A 16,697-nucleotide genomic window follows, 5' to 3' on the forward strand; every position below is an offset into this window, starting at 1 on the left:
TATATCCTTATTTTAAATAAAATTGTTTTTCAAAATTTCCTTTATTTAATTAACAATTATACTTTTATGTATTGTATTTATTGCCCAATAAAAAACTGCTTTGATTCAGGTTTAAAACCTGCAACCTTAAACGCCGCTATACTGGATTCATTTAAGGCTTCATCAAAGCAGTTAATATTGATATGCGTTGATTAGAGCACCATTGCAGCAATCCAACCAAAAATTAATAAAGGAATATTAAAATGAATAAAGGTAGGAATCACACTATCTTTCATATGATCATGCTGCCCATCCATATTCAAACCCGAAGTTGGACCTAAAGTAGAATCTGAAGCAGGAGAACCTGCATCCCCTAAAGCAGCTGCCGTTCCGATAATAGCGATAGTCGCCATTGGGCTAAACCCAAATTGGATACACAGCGGCACATAAATAATCGCTAATATTGGCACTGTGGAAAATGAAGAACCTATGCCTAACGTAATCAATAAACCAATCAATAGCATTAAAAATGCTGCAAGCGCCTTACTATTCCCAATCCAATTCACCGATGCTTCAACCAATGCAGGAACTTGATGTGTTGCCTCTATCACCGCAGCAAAGCCTTGCGCTGCAATCATGATAAAACCGACCAGTGCCATCATTCGCATACCTGTAATGATGACATCATCCGCTTCTTTCCACTTGAAAATACCCGCACAGCTTAAAATTGCAACACCCACCAAGCCTGCAAGAATCATCGAATCTGAATAGAGTTGAACCGACAGTGTGGCTAAAACTGCAAAAGCCGCCATAAATAAAGTAAATTTAGCAATTTGCGGTACCGAATTATCATCAGTATTTTCCGTGGTCATTTCACCTGTAATACTGTGAACCTTCGCTTCAACTGCAACATTTTGATAATGGCGTGGTTTACGATAACTAATAAATATGGCGATCAATAACCCGACCAACATCCCTGATACAGGAATCATCATTGCATGTGGGATTTGCTCATTACTCACGGCAAAACCATAAGGCTTACCAAAAGTATTGATATTCTGTGCCAAAATATCGTTAAGGAAAATTGCACCAAACCCGACTGGAATCAACATATATGTTGCACATAAACCAAAAGTTAATAAACACGCTATCGCACGTCGATCAAGGTTTAAATGATTGAATACACCCAATAATGGTGGAATTAATACAGGAATAAATGCGATATGAACAGGGATTAAGTTTTGTGAAGAAATCGCAGCTAAAGCAATCGTAAGGAAAATGATATATTTCACTTTATTTTGAGATTTACGATCACTATCTGCTTTCAACGTACGAATCAACTTATATGCCAATAAATCTGGCAGACCTGATCGTGCCAAAGCTAAAGCAAAAGCACCTAACACACCATAGGCTAAAGCAATTTTTGCACCGCCGCCTAAACCATTATTAAAAGCTTCTAAAGTTCCTTGCAGACCTAAACCAGCCAATAATCCACCAGTTACAGCACCAATAATAAGCGCAAAAACAACAGGTACACGAGCTAAAGACAGTCCGAACATGACTGTAATAGCAGCAATAATTGCGAACATAGCAAACAAACATGAGAAAAAAGAAGCATTCTAACAGAGTTAAAACTGAAAATAACTTCCCTTACTCACACTAAAACTGTAAAAAAACTAACCAATGAACCTGTGACACAGTCGAAGTTAGAGAGCAAGTTGCGAACGTGTAAGCCTGATCTGCAAGTTGCCCAGGCCGATACATATAAACAAGGTGTATCGCCCTTTTTTTCGGGCGAAAATATACTTGATTCTTGCATATCACTGAACTGATTCATCATCCCGCTAAACATCGGCTTGCCTTGAGATCCGATGATAGACGTGGCTCATGAACAGTTGAATGTTGATTCTGGATAACTTAATCAGTTCTTGCTTTAAGTTGAATAAATTTTTTAATATAAAGCGCTACTTGCTCAGGCTTACTTAAAATAGCCCAATGGTTTGCATCGATCTCAACGCGTTCAAATTCAGTGACCCATTTCGGCATTTCATCAATCAATTCAGGACTCACAAATTTATCCTGTTTTAATACAATGGCCTGTACAGGACAAACTGCATAACGTTGTCGTGGCATGGTTAAACGTGGTACGAAATTAGCACGATAGAGTGCAATACCATACTCACCATCTTTTGAAATATTTTGATTGAGTGGTAAGTCTTTGCTTCCTTCAAGTTGGCTTAACACCTTTCCCCAACGCTGTGGGCTGAAAAAATGCCAGACCGTAGGTGCGATAATCGGAAGTTGAAAAGCAACAATGTACCAAGACTTAAATAACTGTTTAAAAAATTTTGGTTTTTCATGCATAAACTGATCACGCATCCAAAACGCTGCATGGTCTAAACATGGCCCTGAAATGCTTGTATATGACAAAATACGTTGTTTAAACTTGGTTTCAGTCACCGATTCCCACGACTGAATTGAACCCCAGTCATGCGCTGCTAAATGAAATTGACGATTCGGTAAAAGCTTATTTACAACACATTCCAAATCTAAAGATAATCTTGGCAAGGCATAATCACGGATACGCTTTGGAATAGAAGATTGCCCTGCACCTCTTACATCATAAGTAATAATATAAAAATCATGAATCAGTTGTTCAATAATCGGCTCCCACACCTCTTGGTTATCAGGATAACCATGTACCAATACTAATGCGGGTTTTTCAGCATCCCCCCATGTTTTGGCACAGAGCTTTTGATCATCTTGTGTGGAAATCCAAGTCATCTGCGTTTGCATTACGTCACCTTTTATTGTTTTAACCATTGACTATGATTTAATTGTGCAGGGCATTTAGATCAATGCCACTTTCCATTCTGTTGTTTATTATGGTGGAAAAGTAAATAACTAGAATTGACCATGAATACACTAATCAAAAAACTGCAGACAATTCCTTTTGTGTCTAAATTTATGTTGAACCACTATTCTCCATATAAGGGCGCGGGTATTGCAATCGACAAAATTGATTTAAAAAACTATCATATTCGCGTCAAAATGCCTTTAACCCACAAAAACCAAAACATTGTTGGTGTGCATTTTGGTGGAAGCTTATATTCAATGGTTGATCCATTTTATATGCTTCTTCTTATGCATCATCTTGGGCCTAAATACGTGGTTTGGGATAAAGCTGCAACAATTACCTTTCTATCGCCGGGTCGTAGCACAGTCTACGCAGATATTCGTTTAGATTTTGCTGAAATCGAACAAATTAAGCAGGCAACTGCGGATTATCAACCCGTCTATCGTAATTATACTTTGAATATTTTTGATGACTCTGGACTCAGAATCGCAGAAGTACAAAAAACACTATACATCCGAAGAAAAAATCCTCAGCCTTTGAGAAGGTAAATACGCTGTGGGGAGAATTGATGGATAACCATCATAATTCATACAAAAAAATAAGCGCTGAGTGCGCTTATTTTCGTTAGATTTCATTAAAACTTATGTGAATGAAATCATTTTTTACCTTCAATCGCAGCACCAGTACCACCACCGATTGCGCCACCAATGGCAGCACCTGCGTCACCGCCAATTAATTCTTTACCAATTACAGAACCAATTCCTGCACCTACACCACTATAAGTTGCATTACGATTAGAACCATTACTGGTTTTACTACCCACGGCTGCTCCACCACCCGCACCGACAGCAGCGCCCACGCCACCACCAATGTGATTACCTGCAGCACCACCCACTGCACCACCTAAAGCAGCGCTACCAATGCGTTTATCATTGGCAGACATGTTTTCACATCCTGTTAACATCATCACTGGCAATGCTGCACATATTGCGACCATTACTGTCTTTTTCATGTCCTTCATCCTTTTTTACGCGAACGATGTATGTTTAGATACAATTATCTTCATGAGTTTATGAAAGCACTGATTTATGGAACAAATCGTAATTTCATGCTGTCATTTGTAACAACTCATTATCAAACATTAAGCCACTGAATAAAATAATATTCATGTTAATGCTGTGTAGTTTCTTCGTCACTTAAATACACACTCATCATTATTTTTTGTTTTCACACTATAGAAAATACGAACTAAATTCATATATTGGCTTTTAACTTACCTTAACCTGAACTCGAGATAAGTATATTCTCAACGATATGATATACGGAAACATCAGTCGCATTGCTCGAGGCATGAGGAATATATTCCGAACTGACGTCAGCTTATTAAATACCATACATAAAAAAGACGCCCTAAGGCGCCCTCTTTACTTCAAATCTTAAACTTAGAAAGAATCTTCGTTTAAAGCTTGAGAGAATGCTTGGTCAACTTCAGAGAAGTCATTTACAAGTTCGTGTTCAGCAGCTTCAGCTTCTTGACGACGACGTTCTAAATGGTAAGCAAGACCTGTACCCGCTGGGATCAAGCGACCCACAACAACGTTTTCTTTCAAGCCACGTAAATCATCTTCTTTACCTGTTACAGCAGCTTCAGTTAACACACGTGTGGTTTCCTGGAACGATGCAGCAGAGATGAACGAGTCTGTAGAAAGCGATGCTTTGGTAATACCCATCAATTGACGTTCAAACTTCGCAGGGAATTTGTTCTGTGCAAGAACAGCTTGGTTCTCGCCCACAACGCGGATGTAATCCACTTGTTCGCCTTTAATGAAGCTTGTATCACCACCGTCAGTGATATCAACTTTACGCAACATTTGACGTACGATAACTTCAATGTGCTTATCGTTGATTTTTACACCTTGTAAGCGATAAACGTCTTGAACTTCATTTACGATGTAGTTGGTCAATGCAACTTCACCTTTCAAGCGCAAGATGTCATGTGGGTTTTGTGGACCATCAGAAATGGTTTCACCACGGTTCACATGCTCACCTTCGAACACGTTAATCGTACGCCATTTCGGAATAAGCTCTTCATAAATTTCAGAGCCATCATCCGGAGTGATCACAAGACGATTCTTACCTTTCGTCTCTTTACCAAAGCTTACAACACCTGAAATTTCAGCAAGAATTGCATGCTCTTTCGGCTTACGTGCTTCGAACAAGTCAGCTACACGCGGTAGACCACCGGTAATATCACGTGTACGTGAAGTCTCTTGTGGTACACGACCAATAACGTCACCCACACCAATTGTTTCGCCATCACGGACAGTTACAATTGTATTTTGTGGTAAGAAGTAGAACTGTTCGCCACCATCGGTTGTATCCAACACGATTGCAGGACGCATATCTTTACCAGAAGCAGGACGTGCTGTTACAGGCAAGATTTCAACAGTCGTCATACCTGTTGCATCATCAGTTTTAGATGTTGCAGTTACGCCATCAGCAATTTGGCTGAAACGCGCTTTACCAGCAACTTCTGTTACCAATGGATGTGTATGCGGATCCCATGTCGCTACGATACCGCCAGCTTCTACAGATTCACCATCTTTCAACAAGATGCTTGCACCGTAAGGCAGTTTATAACGCTCACGCTCACGGCCTAAATCATCCGCAATACCGATTTCACCTGAACGTGAAACAGATACCAAGTGACCTTTAGCATGCTGTACAGTTTTCACGTTGTGGAAACGTACAGTACCTTTATTACGTACTTGAACACTGTTTGCAGCAGATGTTCTGCTCGCAGCACCACCCACGTGGAATGTACGCATGGTTAACTGTGTACCAGGTTCACCAATAGACTGTGCAGCCATTACACCAACAGACTCACCTGGGTTGACCAAGTGACCACGTGCAAGGTCACGACCATAACATTTCGCACATACACCGAAAGTAGAAGCACAGTTTACAACTGAACGTACTTTAATTTCGTCCACACCTGCATTTTCAATGAATGTAGCAAGTTTTTCATCAATTAAAGTATTACGTGGAAGAAGAACTTCATCCGTACCGACTTTCTTCACATCTTCAGCAACAACACGACCAAGTACACGTGCACCAAGGTTTTCGATGACATCGCCACCTTGAATGAACGGTGTCATTACAAGACCTTCGTAAGTACCACAATCTGGCTCAGTAATCACCAAATCTTGTGCTACGTCTACAAGACGACGTGTTAAATAACCTGAGTTTGCTGTTTTCAATGCAGTATCGGCCAAACCTTTACGTGCACCATGTGTTGAAATGAAGTACTGAAGTACTGTCAAACCTTCACGGAAGTTCGCTTTAATTGGTGTTTCAATGATCGAGCCATCTGGTTTCGCCATCAAACCACGCATACCTGCAAGCTGACGAATCTGAGCTGCCGAACCACGGGCACCAGAGTCAGACATCATGTAGATACTGTTGAATGATTTTTGCTTCTCGTCTTCACCCTGTTTGTTTTTAACCGTTGTGAATGACAAGTTATCCATCATCGCTTTCGCTACTTGGTCGTTAGTACGTGCCCAAATATCGACAACTTTGTTATAACGCTCACCAGCAGTTACGAAACCTTGCTCAAATTGTTGTTCAATTTCACGAACTTCAACTTCTGCTTTTTCGATAATTGCGTGTTTTTGTGGTGGAATCAACATGTCTTCCATACCCACAGAAACACCTGAACGTGTTGCTTGGCGGAAGCCCAAGTACATCAATTGGTCAGCAAAGATAACAGTATCTTTAAGACCTAATTTACGGTAACAAGAGTTAATCAATTTAGAGATGTTCTTTTTTGTCATCTCAACGTTGATTTGTTGGAAATCCATACCTTCAGGAACAACTTCCCAAAGTAAGCAACGGCCAGGTGTTGTGTCTACAACAATCGTTTGCTGTTCACGGTTACCATTTTCATCAATCACAGTTTGATGTACACGTGCTTTAACACGAGCATGTAAATCAACTTGACCTGTAGCAAGTGCACGGTTTACTTCGTGAGTATCCGCAAACACCATGCCTTCACCTTTGGCATTGATTGCATCACGCGTGATGTAATACAAGCCCAAGACAACGTCCTGAGAAGGTACGATGATTGGCTCACCATTCGCAGGTGACAAAATGTTGTTAGTCGACATCATTAACGCACGAGCTTCTAACTGAGCTTCAAGTGTTAATGGAACGTGTACCGCCATTTGGTCACCATCGAAGTCGGCGTTAAACGCAGCACAAACGAGTGGATGTAAACGGATCGCTTTACCTTCAATAAGAATAGGTTCAAATGCTTGAAGACCTAAACGGTGAAGTGTTGGCGCACGGTTCAACATTACTGGATGTTGACGAATCACAGATGCAAGAACGTCCCAAACTTCTGGAGTCTCACGCTCAACCATTTTCTTTGCAGCTTTAATGGTTGTTGCTTGGCCAGATGCTTGTAGTTTAGCGAAAATGAATGGCTTGAATAGTTCAAGTGCCATTTTCTTCGGAAGACCACACTGGTGTAAACGTAGCGATGGACCTACAGTAATTACCGAACGACCCGAGTAGTCAACACGCTTACCAAGTAAGTTTTGACGGAAACGACCTTGCTTACCTTTGATCATATCTGCCAAAGATTTAAGCGGACGCTTGTTCGAACCTGTGATTGCACGACCACGACGACCGTTGTCTAACAATGCATCTACAGACTCTTGTAACATACGTTTTTCGTTACGTACGATAATGTCTGGTGCTGCAAGGTCAAGAAGACGCTTCAAACGGTTGTTACGGTTAATGACACGACGATATAAATCGTTCAAGTCAGAAGTTGCAAAACGACCACCTTCAAGAGGAACCAACGGACGAAGATCAGGTGGAAGTACTGGAAGTACATTCATCACCATCCATTCAGGCTTGTTGTTTGACTCTTTAAACGCTTCCATCAACTTCAAACGTTTAGATGCTTTTTTCAGCTTCGTTTCTGAAGTTGTATTCGGAATTTCTTCACGTAAACGAGAAATTTCAGCTTCAAGGTCGATGTCTTTCAACAAGTCTTGAACAGCTTCCGCACCCATTTTCGCGCTAAATTCATCACCGTGTTCTTCTAACGCTGTGAAATATTCTTCATCATTCAGAAGTTGATACTTCTCCATAGGCGTCATACCAGGATCTGTAACAACATAAGATTCAAAATACAATACACGCTCGATATCACGTAAAGTCATATCAAGAAGTAAACCAATACGGCTTGGTAATGATTTTAAGAACCAAATATGTGCAACTGGAGAAGCCAATTCGATGTGACCCATACGCTCACGACGAACTTTCGCAGTTGTTACTTCAACGCCACATTTTTCACAAATGACGCCTTTATATTTCATACGCTTATACTTACCGCATAAGCATTCATAATCTTTGACTGGACCAAAAATTTTGGCACAGAATAAACCATCACGTTCAGGTTTGAACGTACGGTAGTTAATAGTTTCAGGCTTTTTAACTTCACCATGAGACCATGACTTAATCATTTCTGGTGACGCAAGACCAATACGGATGCGATCAAACTCTACAGGAGCATGACCGTCTGAGTCCGTCTTTTTGCGCATGATATCGAGCAAGTCTTTCAATTTTTTTCTCCGTGTGTCAGAGAGATTTTCACTCGCCGACTGGGTCACAAATATTGTTTTTTACTGAAATTTGGGAATCTCTAATCCCCCTAAATCCCCCTTTTGTAAAGGGGAACCTTCTCCCCTCTTTATTTAAAGAGGGGCTGGGGGAGATTTCTTAGTCACCATTTTTCAGTTCAATGTTGATACCTAAAGAACGGATCTCTTTGGTCAATACGTTGAACGATTCAGGCATGCCCGGATCCATATAATGGTTACCATCTACAATGTTCTTATAGATGCGAGTACGACCTTCAACGTCATCCGACTTAACAGTAAGCATTTCTTGAAGTGTATAAGCAGCACCATAAGCCTCAAGTGCCCAAACTTCCATCTCACCGAAACGCTGACCACCGAATTGTGCTTTACCACCAAGCGGTTGTTGAGTTACTAATGAATAAGAACCCGTAGAACGCGCATGCATCTTGTCATCAACCAAGTGGTTCAATTTCAACATGTACATATAACCAACAGTTACTGGACGGTCAAAACGTTCACCTGTACGACCATCATACAATACTGTTTGACCAGTACGTGAAATACCACCTAGCTCAAGTAACTCTTTGATTTGGCTTTCTTCAGCACCATCAAATACTGGTGTTGCTAAAGGGACACCTTGGCGAAGGTTACCTGACAATACTAAAATTTCATCATCAGTTAAGCTATCAAGATCTTCTTGCTCGCCACCAACTTTGTTATAGATCTTGTCTAAGAATTCACGAAGTTCAAGAACAGTACGCTGCTCTTTCATCATCTTGTCAATCTTATCACCCAGACCTTTAGCAGCCATACCTAAGTGAGTTTCAAGAATCTGTCCAACGTTCATACGTGACGGTACACCCAGTGGGTTAAGTACAACATCAACAGGAACACCGTGGATATCATGCGGCATGTCTTCTACTGGTAAGATGTTAGATACAACACCCTTGTTACCATGACGACCCGCCATTTTATCACCCGGTTGGATACGACGTTTTACAGCCAAGTAAACTTTAACAACTTTCAATACACCTGTTGTCAGTTCATCACCTGTAGAAAGTTTGCGTTTTTTCTCAGCAAATTTCTCGTCAATCTCTTGACTCTTCTCTTTCAAGAATACTTGAATTTGAGTTAAGCGCTCTGCAATACCTTCATCCGCAGGTTGCACTTCTAACAAGTCAACAAGCTCTAAATTAGACAATACGTCTTCAGTTAACTTGTCACCACGTTTAGTTGTACCACCACCATTAGATTCTTGACCTTTCAACAAACGTACAATACGTTCACGAGCAGCCTCTTCGAAGATTTTGAATTCTTCTTTCAAATCTTTACGGTAAGCATCTAACTGAGCTTTTTCAATTGCTTGAGCACGTTCATCTTTTTCGATGCCATCACGTGTAAACACTTGAACATCAATAACCGTACCTTTAACACCTGAAGAAACACGTAAAGAAGAATCTTTTACGTCAGCAGCTTTTTCACCAAAGATTGCACGAAGTAATTTTTCTTCTGGTGTTAACTGTGTTTCACCTTTAGGCGTGACTTTACCTACAAGAATGTCACCAGCAGCAACTTCAGCACCGATATAAACAATACCAGACTCATCCAGTTTAGACAGCGCAGCTTCACCGACGTTAGGAATATCCGCAGTAATTTCTTCTGCACCTAACTTCGTATCACGAGCAACACATGACAATTCTTGAATATGAATCGAAGTCAAACGGTCTTCTTGAAGTACACGCTCAGATAACAAGATCGAGTCTTCGTAGTTATAACCATTCCAAGTCATGAATGCGACGCGCATGTTTTGACCGAGCGCTAATTCACCACCATCCGTTGATGGACCATCAGCAAGGACGTCACCACGACCAACTTTATCGCCCAACTTCACAAGTACTTTTTGGTTAATACAGGTGTTTTGGTTAGAACGTGTATATTTGATCAAGTTGTAGATATCTACACCCGCTTCACCAGCGATCATTTCGTCTTCATTTACACGAATAACCACACGAGAAGCATCAACAAACTCAATACGTCCACCACGGTTTGCAATCACACACACACCAGAGTCATGCGCTACGTTTGCTTCCATACCTGTACCAACAAGAGGCTTGTCAGCAAGCAATGTAGGAACAGCCTGACGTTGCATGTTTGAACCCATCAATGCACGGTTCGCGTCATCGTGTTCAAGGAATGGAATCAATGATGCAGCAACAGATACGACCTGTTGAGCAGATACATCCATATGCGTCACTTTTTCAGGCGGCATACGAACAAATTCACCTTGATGACGTACAGAAACAAATTCTTCTGTTAAGTTGCCATCTTTATCTACACCAGAATCGGCCTGTGCAATCACAGTACCAACTTCTTCGATTGCAGATAAATATTCAACATCTTCAGTTACACGGCCATCTACAACTTTACGATACGGTGTCTCTAAGAAACCAAAGTTGTTGGCTTTTGCATAAACAGAAAGCGAGTTGATCAAACCAATGTTTGGACCTTCAGGCGTTTCAATTGGACATACACGACCATAATGCGTTTGATGTACGTCACGTACTTCAAAGCCCGCACGTTCACGTGTCAAACCACCTGGACCAAGCGCAGATACACGACGTTTGTGTGTAATTTCTGACAATGGGTTGTTTTGATCCATAAACTGAGACAATTGGCTTGAACCAAAAAATTCTTTGATTGCAGCAGCAACTGGTTTCGCATTGATCAAATCTTGTGGAGACAAGTTATCTGTTTCAGCTTGGTTTAAACGCTCTTTCACAGCACGTTCAACACGAACGAGACCAACACGGAATTGGTTTTCAGTCATTTCACCAACTGAACGAACACGACGGTTACCCAAGTGATCGATATCGTCAACTTCACCTTTACCGTTACGAATTTCAACCAATGTCTTAAGCACATCAATGATGTCATCGTTAGAAAGAATACCTTCCACTTCACGAGACTTCTGATCTGTACCAACTTCGTAAGGACGCCCTAAACGACGGTTAAACTTCATACGACCCACTGGCGACAAATCATAACGCTCAGTAGAGAAGAACAAGTTATTAAATAAGTTTTCAGCAGCTTCTTTCGTCGGTGGTTCACCTGGACGCATCACTTTATAGATTTCTACAAGTGCTTCTTCACGACCAGAAGTTGTATCTGCACGCAAAGTATCTGCAACAAACGGACCACGATCAATATCATTGGTGAATAGGATGTTAAATTGTTTAACACCACCTTCAGCAATTTTCACCATAATTTCATGGCTTAGCACCGTATTTGCAGCAATCACTTCACCATCACGTAAAGTAATATCTTCTGCTGTAATACGCTCATACAAGTATTCATCTGGAACTGGTAATTTAGTTAAACCAGCAGCTTCCATTTGACGTACGTGACGTGCATTGATACGTTTACCTTGTTCAACAATCACTTTGCCATCATTATCAGCAATATCGAATTGTGCCATCTCACCACGAAGGCGTTCTGGTACTAGATCGATTTGATAGCTACCCATATCAAGATATACAGGTACTTTCTCATAGAACATATCTAGAATTTGTTCATTGCTATAGTTCAATGCACGTAATATAACCGTCGCAAGTAACTTACGACGACGGTCAATACGAACAAAGACTAAATCTTTTGCATCAAATTCAAAATCTAACCATGAGCCACGGTAAGGAATGATACGTGCTGAATAAAGCACTTTACCACTTGAATGCGTCTTACCTTTATCATGGTCAAAGAATACGCCTGGAGAACGGTGTAATTGAGATACGATTACACGCTCAGTGCCGTTAATCACAAACGTACCATTCTCAGTCATGAGTGGCATTTCACCCATGTACACTTCTTGCTCACGAACGTCTTTGATAGATTTCGTTTCACGATCTTTGATGATCAAACGAATTTTAACGCGCATTGGTGCCGCATAAGTCGAACCACGTAAAATACATTCACGTACGTCAAACTCTGGTTTACCAAGACTATACTCAACGAATTCTAAAGCAGCATTGCCAGAATAACTTTCAATTGGAAAAACTGAACGAAACGCGGCTTGCAGACCGATATCTTCGCGATTTTTTGGTGTTTTGCCATCTTGCAAGAATGTTCTGTACGAGTCGACTTGAATCGAGAGCAGGTACGGAGCATGCATGACTTGGGGCAATTTACCAAAATTCTTACGGATCCGTTTCTTTTCGGTATATGAGTATGCCATCTGGAGTCCTCGGAAAGTAAACTAAGTCCGCCTGCAGAACGGACTTAGAAGGAATTACGCAGGTCGATATGACCACCACTTTTATACAAATGCTGCAAATTTCAGTGGTACAAAACGCTTAACAATATTTTTAAATTTGAAAAATATTGGTAAGCGTTTGATTTAGTATATTTATTTTAAAAATTGATGATTTTTATATCAATCAATCTAAAATCGAGCCGATTATTGTAACGCAAAAAGGCTGATGACCCAAGAGCCATCAGCCACTTTTTGGGGTCAAATTATGATTCGACCCCTAGCGAAATTACTTAACAGTAACTGTAGCACCAGTTTCTTCAAGTTTTTTCTTAAGTTCTTCAGCTTCTTCTTTAGAAACGCCTTCTTTAAGGTTAGAAGGAGCGCCTTCAACTAAATCTTTAGCTTCTTTCAAGCCAAGACCAGTTACTTCACGAACTGCTTTAATTACAGCAACTTTGTTTGCGCCAAAAGAAGTCAATTCAACATTGAATTCTGATTGCTCTTCAACAGCAGCAGCAGCAGGACCAGCAGCAACAGCTACAGCAGCAGCAGATACGTTGAATTTCTCTTCAAAAGCAGAAATAAGTTCAACAAGTTCAAGAACAGTTTTTTCAGCAACTGCGTTTAAGATTTCTTCGTTAGTTAAAGCCATGAGAATAACTCCAAATGGAAATTGAATGGTGTGTAAATAGATTTAAGCTTATGCAGCTTCTGACTCGTTTTTCTCTTTGAGCGCTGTAATAAGGCGACCCAATTTCGAAATAGGAGCTTGAAGAACATTGGCAAGCATAGTAAGTGCTTTTTCTTGGTTTGGAAGATTCGCAATAACGCTAACTTCAGCACCTTGATAAACTTTGCCATCAAATGCAGCAGCTTTTAATTCAAATGCTTTGTTCGTTTTCGCAAATTCTTCAAACAAACGAGCAGCTGCGCCCATGTCATCTTCAGAAGTCGAGAAAGCCAAGATTGTTGGACCGACAAGGTTGTCATTCAAGATCGTAAATTGAGTATCTTGAAGAGCACGTTTAGCCAAAGTATTACGCACAACACGTGTGTAAACACCAAGCTTACGAGCTTCAACACGAAGAGCAGTTAATTGCTCAACAGTTAAACCTTGATAGTCAGCAACAACGGCAGCAAACGCTGTAGAAGCAACTTCAGCAACTTCAGCAACGATCTGTTTTTTGCCTTCGATAAGAAGAGCCATTGTAAAACCTCCTAACGGTGATTTATGTACCCGAATACACAGGTACACTCCCAATTCGTAAGCCCATCATTGAACTTACACGCGGAGGATGAACAAATCACACCACCGCGTCTACTCAGGCTGGTCGATTAAGAAGCAAGTCCGAAAACCCGCTTCACCTGAGGTCTTTGACGCTGATAAATTTACATCTATCAATTCAAAGTCCGCCTGCATATCCCCTCTCCTACCAGGAAAGGGTTAGGGAGAGGTCTTACCCTCACCCCGACCTTCTCCCCCAAAGGGAGAAGGAGATTCACAGGACTTTAAAATTCTTTAATTAAGTCGAAACTTATTTAGAAACGTTTTGTACATCAACAACAAGACCAGGACCCATCGTAGAGCTCAAAGTGATCTTTTGGATGTAAATACCTTTAGAAGTCGCAGGTTTTGCTTTCTTAAGGTCAGCGATAAGCGCTTCAACGTTTGAACGAACAGCTTCAGCAGTAAAACCAACTTGACCGATCGCAGCGTGAATGATACCCGCTTTGTCTACACGGTAACGTGCTTGACCAGCTTTTGCATTTTTAACTGCAGTTGCTACGTCAGGAGTTACAGTACCCACTTTAGGGTTTGGCATTAAGCCACGTGGACCAAGGATTGTACCAAGTTTACCTACAACACGCATTGCATCTGGAGCAGCAATAACAACGTCAAAGTCAAGATTACCTGCTTGAATGCTTTCAGCAAGATCATCAAAACCAACAACGTCCGCGCCTTCAGCTTTAGCAGCTTCAGCAGCAGCACCTTGAGCAAACACAGCTACACGTACAGTTTTACCCGTACCTGCAGGAAGTGTAGTCGCGCCACGAACAACTTGGTCAGATTTACGAGGATCAACACCTAAGTTTACCGCAACATCCAAAGATTCTTTGAATTTTGCAGCAGGAAGGCTGCTAAGAACTTGTACTGCTTCTTCCAAAGTGTAAACTTTGTTTGCTTCAATAGCAGCAGCAATGGCCTTTTGGCGTTTAGTTAATTTAGCCATGTCTTATAGCTCCACTTCCAAGCCCATAGAACGCGCAGAACCAGCGATGGTACGTACACGTGCGTCTAAATCAGCACCAGTTAAATCTGGTTCTTTAGTAGTCGCAATTTCTTCTAATTGAGCACGAGTCAACTTACCAACTTTAGTTTTGTTAGGAATCGCTGAACCCTTTTGGATACCAGCAGCTTTCTTAAGAAGAATAGATGCAGGTGGAGTTTTCATGATGAAAGTGAACGACTTATCGTTGTACACAGTGATCACGACTGGAATTGGTAGACCCACTTCAACTTTTTGTGTAGCAGCATTGAATTCTTTACAGAATGCCATGATGTTAACACCACGTTGACCTAGTGCAGGACCAATTGGTGGAGATGGATTCGCTTTACCAGCTGGAACTTGCAGCTTGATATAGCCGTCAATCTTCTTAGCCATTTCAAATTACCTCTGGGTACAAACGCCTTTTAGAGCTCCCCAAGTTTCATAAGTAACGATACGTTACAACAACAATGCCCGATCCATAAATAAATCGAGCGCTTTAAAACGATTTAGATTAAATCGACTTTTCGACTTGGCGAAATTCCAATTCAACCTGAGTTGGTCGATTAAACACATTAATCGTCAACGTTAAACGCGATTTTTCGTATTGAACTTCCTCTACCACACCTTTAAAGTCTGTGAATGGGCCGTCAATAACAAGTAATTCTTCACCAGGTTCGAACATCGTCTTAGGACGAGGAGCCTCACCTTTATTGTGTACACGTGCAAGAATCGCATCAGCTTCTTTCTGCGTAATAGGTGCAGGCTTTTCTGCTGTACCACCGATGAAACCCAATACTTTAGGACATTCTTTAACAATGTGCCAAGTTTCATCATTCATTTCCATTTCAACTAAAACATAGCCTGGAAAGAATTTACGCTCTGATTTACGCTTCTTACCATCCTTCATCTCTACCACTTCTTCGGTAGGAACAAGGACTTCACCAAAACTATCAGCAACAGCGCTACGCTGGATTCGATCATTAAGCGAACGCATCACTTGTTTTTCATAACCTGAATAGGCATGAATAATGTACCAACGTTTCATAGCTCTCTTACCCGATAATAAACTTCATAAACCAACCAATAACGTAGTCAAAACACCACAGAATGATTGCAGCAACAATGATAACAAGCAGAACCTGCCATGAAGTTGTCACTGTTTCTTGTTTCGTTGGCCATGTCACTCGACGTAATTCGATACGCGAATCTTTGAGCAAACGAACAAAGCCTTTGCCTTGATGGGTGGCGTATAATAAACCTAAAGCCACTACGATACAAGCTATAATTACCCCAACACGCACCCAAATACCATTGGCAGGTGCCCAATATGCTGGAAGATATTGATTTGTCATCAAAGCACAACCAAATAAAGCCAGTGCAATAATCCACAAAATATAATCAAATGGAGAACTTGACTTCACCACTTCAGCAGAATTGTTTCTTTGGGGAATGGCCGCGTCGCTCATTGCGTCACGTGATTTATCATTCGACATTTTTGTACTCGTCGTAGGTTTCGCGACTTATTATATGACCAGTTTAGCCGACATCAAGTTTTTATTTCAAAAATATGGCAGGTCAGGAGGGACTCGAACCCCCAACATTCGGTTTTGGAGACCGACGCTCTACCAATTGAACTACTGACCTATAGACACAAACCGAGAGTCGAAACTCTCGGTTAGAATCATGCTTAA

At 41.0% G+C, this 16,697-nt stretch carries 12 protein-coding genes and 1 tRNA gene; 1 reads left to right on the plus strand and 12 read right to left on the minus strand.

Annotation, left to right across the window (positions count from 1 at the left end):
• Positions 1-191: 191 nt before the first annotated feature.
• Entirely contained in the window at positions 192-1,568 is a 1,377-nt protein-coding gene (locus D7V20_RS14530) for a Na+/H+ antiporter family protein (protein ID WP_120384899.1), read from the minus strand.
• A gap of 328 nt (positions 1,569-1,896) precedes the next feature.
• Positions 1,897-2,775, minus strand: coding sequence for an alpha/beta fold hydrolase (locus tag D7V20_RS14535; RefSeq protein WP_120384900.1), 879 nt, complete (start codon positions 2,773-2,775; stop codon positions 1,897-1,899).
• A 120-nt stretch (positions 2,776-2,895) separates the two neighbouring features.
• Between D7V20_RS14535 and D7V20_RS14540 the strand changes: the two genes are divergently transcribed.
• Positions 2,896-3,384: a DUF4442 domain-containing protein gene (locus D7V20_RS14540; protein WP_120384901.1), complete on the plus strand. Its 489-nt coding sequence runs from the start codon at positions 2,896-2,898 to the stop codon at positions 3,382-3,384.
• Between the two features lie 107 nt (positions 3,385-3,491).
• On the opposite strand, the gene D7V20_RS14545 is transcribed toward D7V20_RS14540, so the two are convergent.
• The 10 genes from D7V20_RS14545 to D7V20_RS14590 all read right to left on the minus strand — a co-directional run bounded on the left by D7V20_RS14545 (position 3,492) and on the right by D7V20_RS14590 (position 16,650).
• Complete coding sequence (locus tag D7V20_RS14545; protein ID WP_120384902.1) at positions 3,492-3,848, minus strand: DNA transfer protein p32; 357 nt, start codon at positions 3,846-3,848, stop codon at positions 3,492-3,494.
• A 430-nt stretch (positions 3,849-4,278) separates the two neighbouring features.
• On the minus strand, positions 4,279-8,472 hold the full coding sequence (gene rpoC / locus D7V20_RS14550) for a DNA-directed RNA polymerase subunit beta' (RefSeq protein ID WP_120384903.1): 4,194 nt from the start codon (positions 8,470-8,472) through the stop codon (positions 4,279-4,281).
• A gap of 157 nt (positions 8,473-8,629) precedes the next feature.
• Positions 8,630-12,718 (minus strand): DNA-directed RNA polymerase subunit beta, encoded by a 4,089-nt coding sequence (rpoB, locus tag D7V20_RS14555; protein WP_120384904.1) that lies wholly within the window; start codon positions 12,716-12,718, stop codon positions 8,630-8,632.
• A 304-nt stretch (positions 12,719-13,022) separates the two neighbouring features.
• Positions 13,023-13,388 carry a 50S ribosomal protein L7/L12 gene (gene rplL / locus D7V20_RS14560; RefSeq protein WP_010114065.1) on the minus strand — a complete coding sequence of 122 codons (366 nt, stop codon included), beginning with the start codon at positions 13,386-13,388 and terminating at the stop codon, positions 13,023-13,025.
• A gap of 48 nt (positions 13,389-13,436) precedes the next feature.
• The gene (gene rplJ / locus D7V20_RS14565) at positions 13,437-13,943 is read right to left on the minus strand and encodes a 50S ribosomal protein L10 (RefSeq protein WP_010114063.1); all 507 of its coding nucleotides are present in this window, start codon (positions 13,941-13,943) and stop codon (positions 13,437-13,439) included.
• A 328-nt stretch (positions 13,944-14,271) separates the two neighbouring features.
• Complete coding sequence (rplA, locus tag D7V20_RS14570; RefSeq protein WP_120384905.1) at positions 14,272-14,967, minus strand: 50S ribosomal protein L1; 696 nt, start codon at positions 14,965-14,967, stop codon at positions 14,272-14,274.
• A 3-nt stretch (positions 14,968-14,970) separates the two neighbouring features.
• Complete coding sequence (rplK, locus tag D7V20_RS14575; protein ID WP_120384906.1) at positions 14,971-15,399, minus strand: 50S ribosomal protein L11; 429 nt, start codon at positions 15,397-15,399, stop codon at positions 14,971-14,973.
• Positions 15,400-15,517: 118 nt separating this feature from the next.
• Positions 15,518-16,051: a transcription termination/antitermination protein NusG gene (gene nusG / locus D7V20_RS14580; RefSeq protein WP_120384907.1), complete on the minus strand. Its 534-nt coding sequence runs from the start codon at positions 16,049-16,051 to the stop codon at positions 15,518-15,520.
• A gap of 7 nt (positions 16,052-16,058) precedes the next feature.
• Positions 16,059-16,499, minus strand: coding sequence for a preprotein translocase subunit SecE (gene secE, locus D7V20_RS14585; protein WP_120384908.1), 441 nt, complete (start codon positions 16,497-16,499; stop codon positions 16,059-16,061).
• Positions 16,500-16,574: 75 nt separating this feature from the next.
• Positions 16,575-16,650: transfer RNA gene (locus D7V20_RS14590), tRNA-Trp, on the minus strand.
• Positions 16,651-16,697: the final 47 nt, after the last annotated feature.

This window comes from Acinetobacter rongchengensis (assembly GCF_003611475.1).
Lineage (GTDB): Bacteria > Pseudomonadota > Gammaproteobacteria > Pseudomonadales > Moraxellaceae > Acinetobacter > Acinetobacter rongchengensis.

Excerpts from the sequence above, each read along its gene's own strand:
- D7V20_RS14530 (WP_120384899.1), bottom strand. The coding sequence starts at position 1,568 with ATGTTCGCAATTATTGCTGCTATTACAGTCATGTTCGGACTGTCTTTA.
- D7V20_RS14535 (WP_120384900.1), bottom strand. The coding sequence starts at position 2,775 with ATGCAAACGCAGATGACTTGGATTTCCACACAAGATGATCAAAAGCTC.
- D7V20_RS14540 (WP_120384901.1), top strand. The coding sequence starts at position 2,896 with ATGAATACACTAATCAAAAAACTGCAGACAATTCCTTTTGTGTCTAAA.
- D7V20_RS14545 (WP_120384902.1), bottom strand. The coding sequence starts at position 3,848 with ATGAAAAAGACAGTAATGGTCGCAATATGTGCAGCATTGCCAGTGATG.
- rpoB (WP_120384904.1), bottom strand. The coding sequence starts at position 12,718 with ATGGCATACTCATATACCGAAAAGAAACGGATCCGTAAGAATTTTGGT.
- rplL (WP_010114065.1), bottom strand. The coding sequence starts at position 13,388 with ATGGCTTTAACTAACGAAGAAATCTTAAACGCAGTTGCTGAAAAAACT.
- rplJ (WP_010114063.1), bottom strand. The coding sequence starts at position 13,943 with ATGGCTCTTCTTATCGAAGGCAAAAAACAGATCGTTGCTGAAGTTGCT.
- rplA (WP_120384905.1), bottom strand. The coding sequence starts at position 14,967 with ATGGCTAAATTAACTAAACGCCAAAAGGCCATTGCTGCTGCTATTGAA.
- rplK (WP_120384906.1), bottom strand. The coding sequence starts at position 15,399 with ATGGCTAAGAAGATTGACGGCTATATCAAGCTGCAAGTTCCAGCTGGT.
- nusG (WP_120384907.1), bottom strand. The coding sequence starts at position 16,051 with ATGAAACGTTGGTACATTATTCATGCCTATTCAGGTTATGAAAAACAA.
- secE (WP_120384908.1), bottom strand. The coding sequence starts at position 16,499 with ATGTCGAATGATAAATCACGTGACGCAATGAGCGACGCGGCCATTCCC.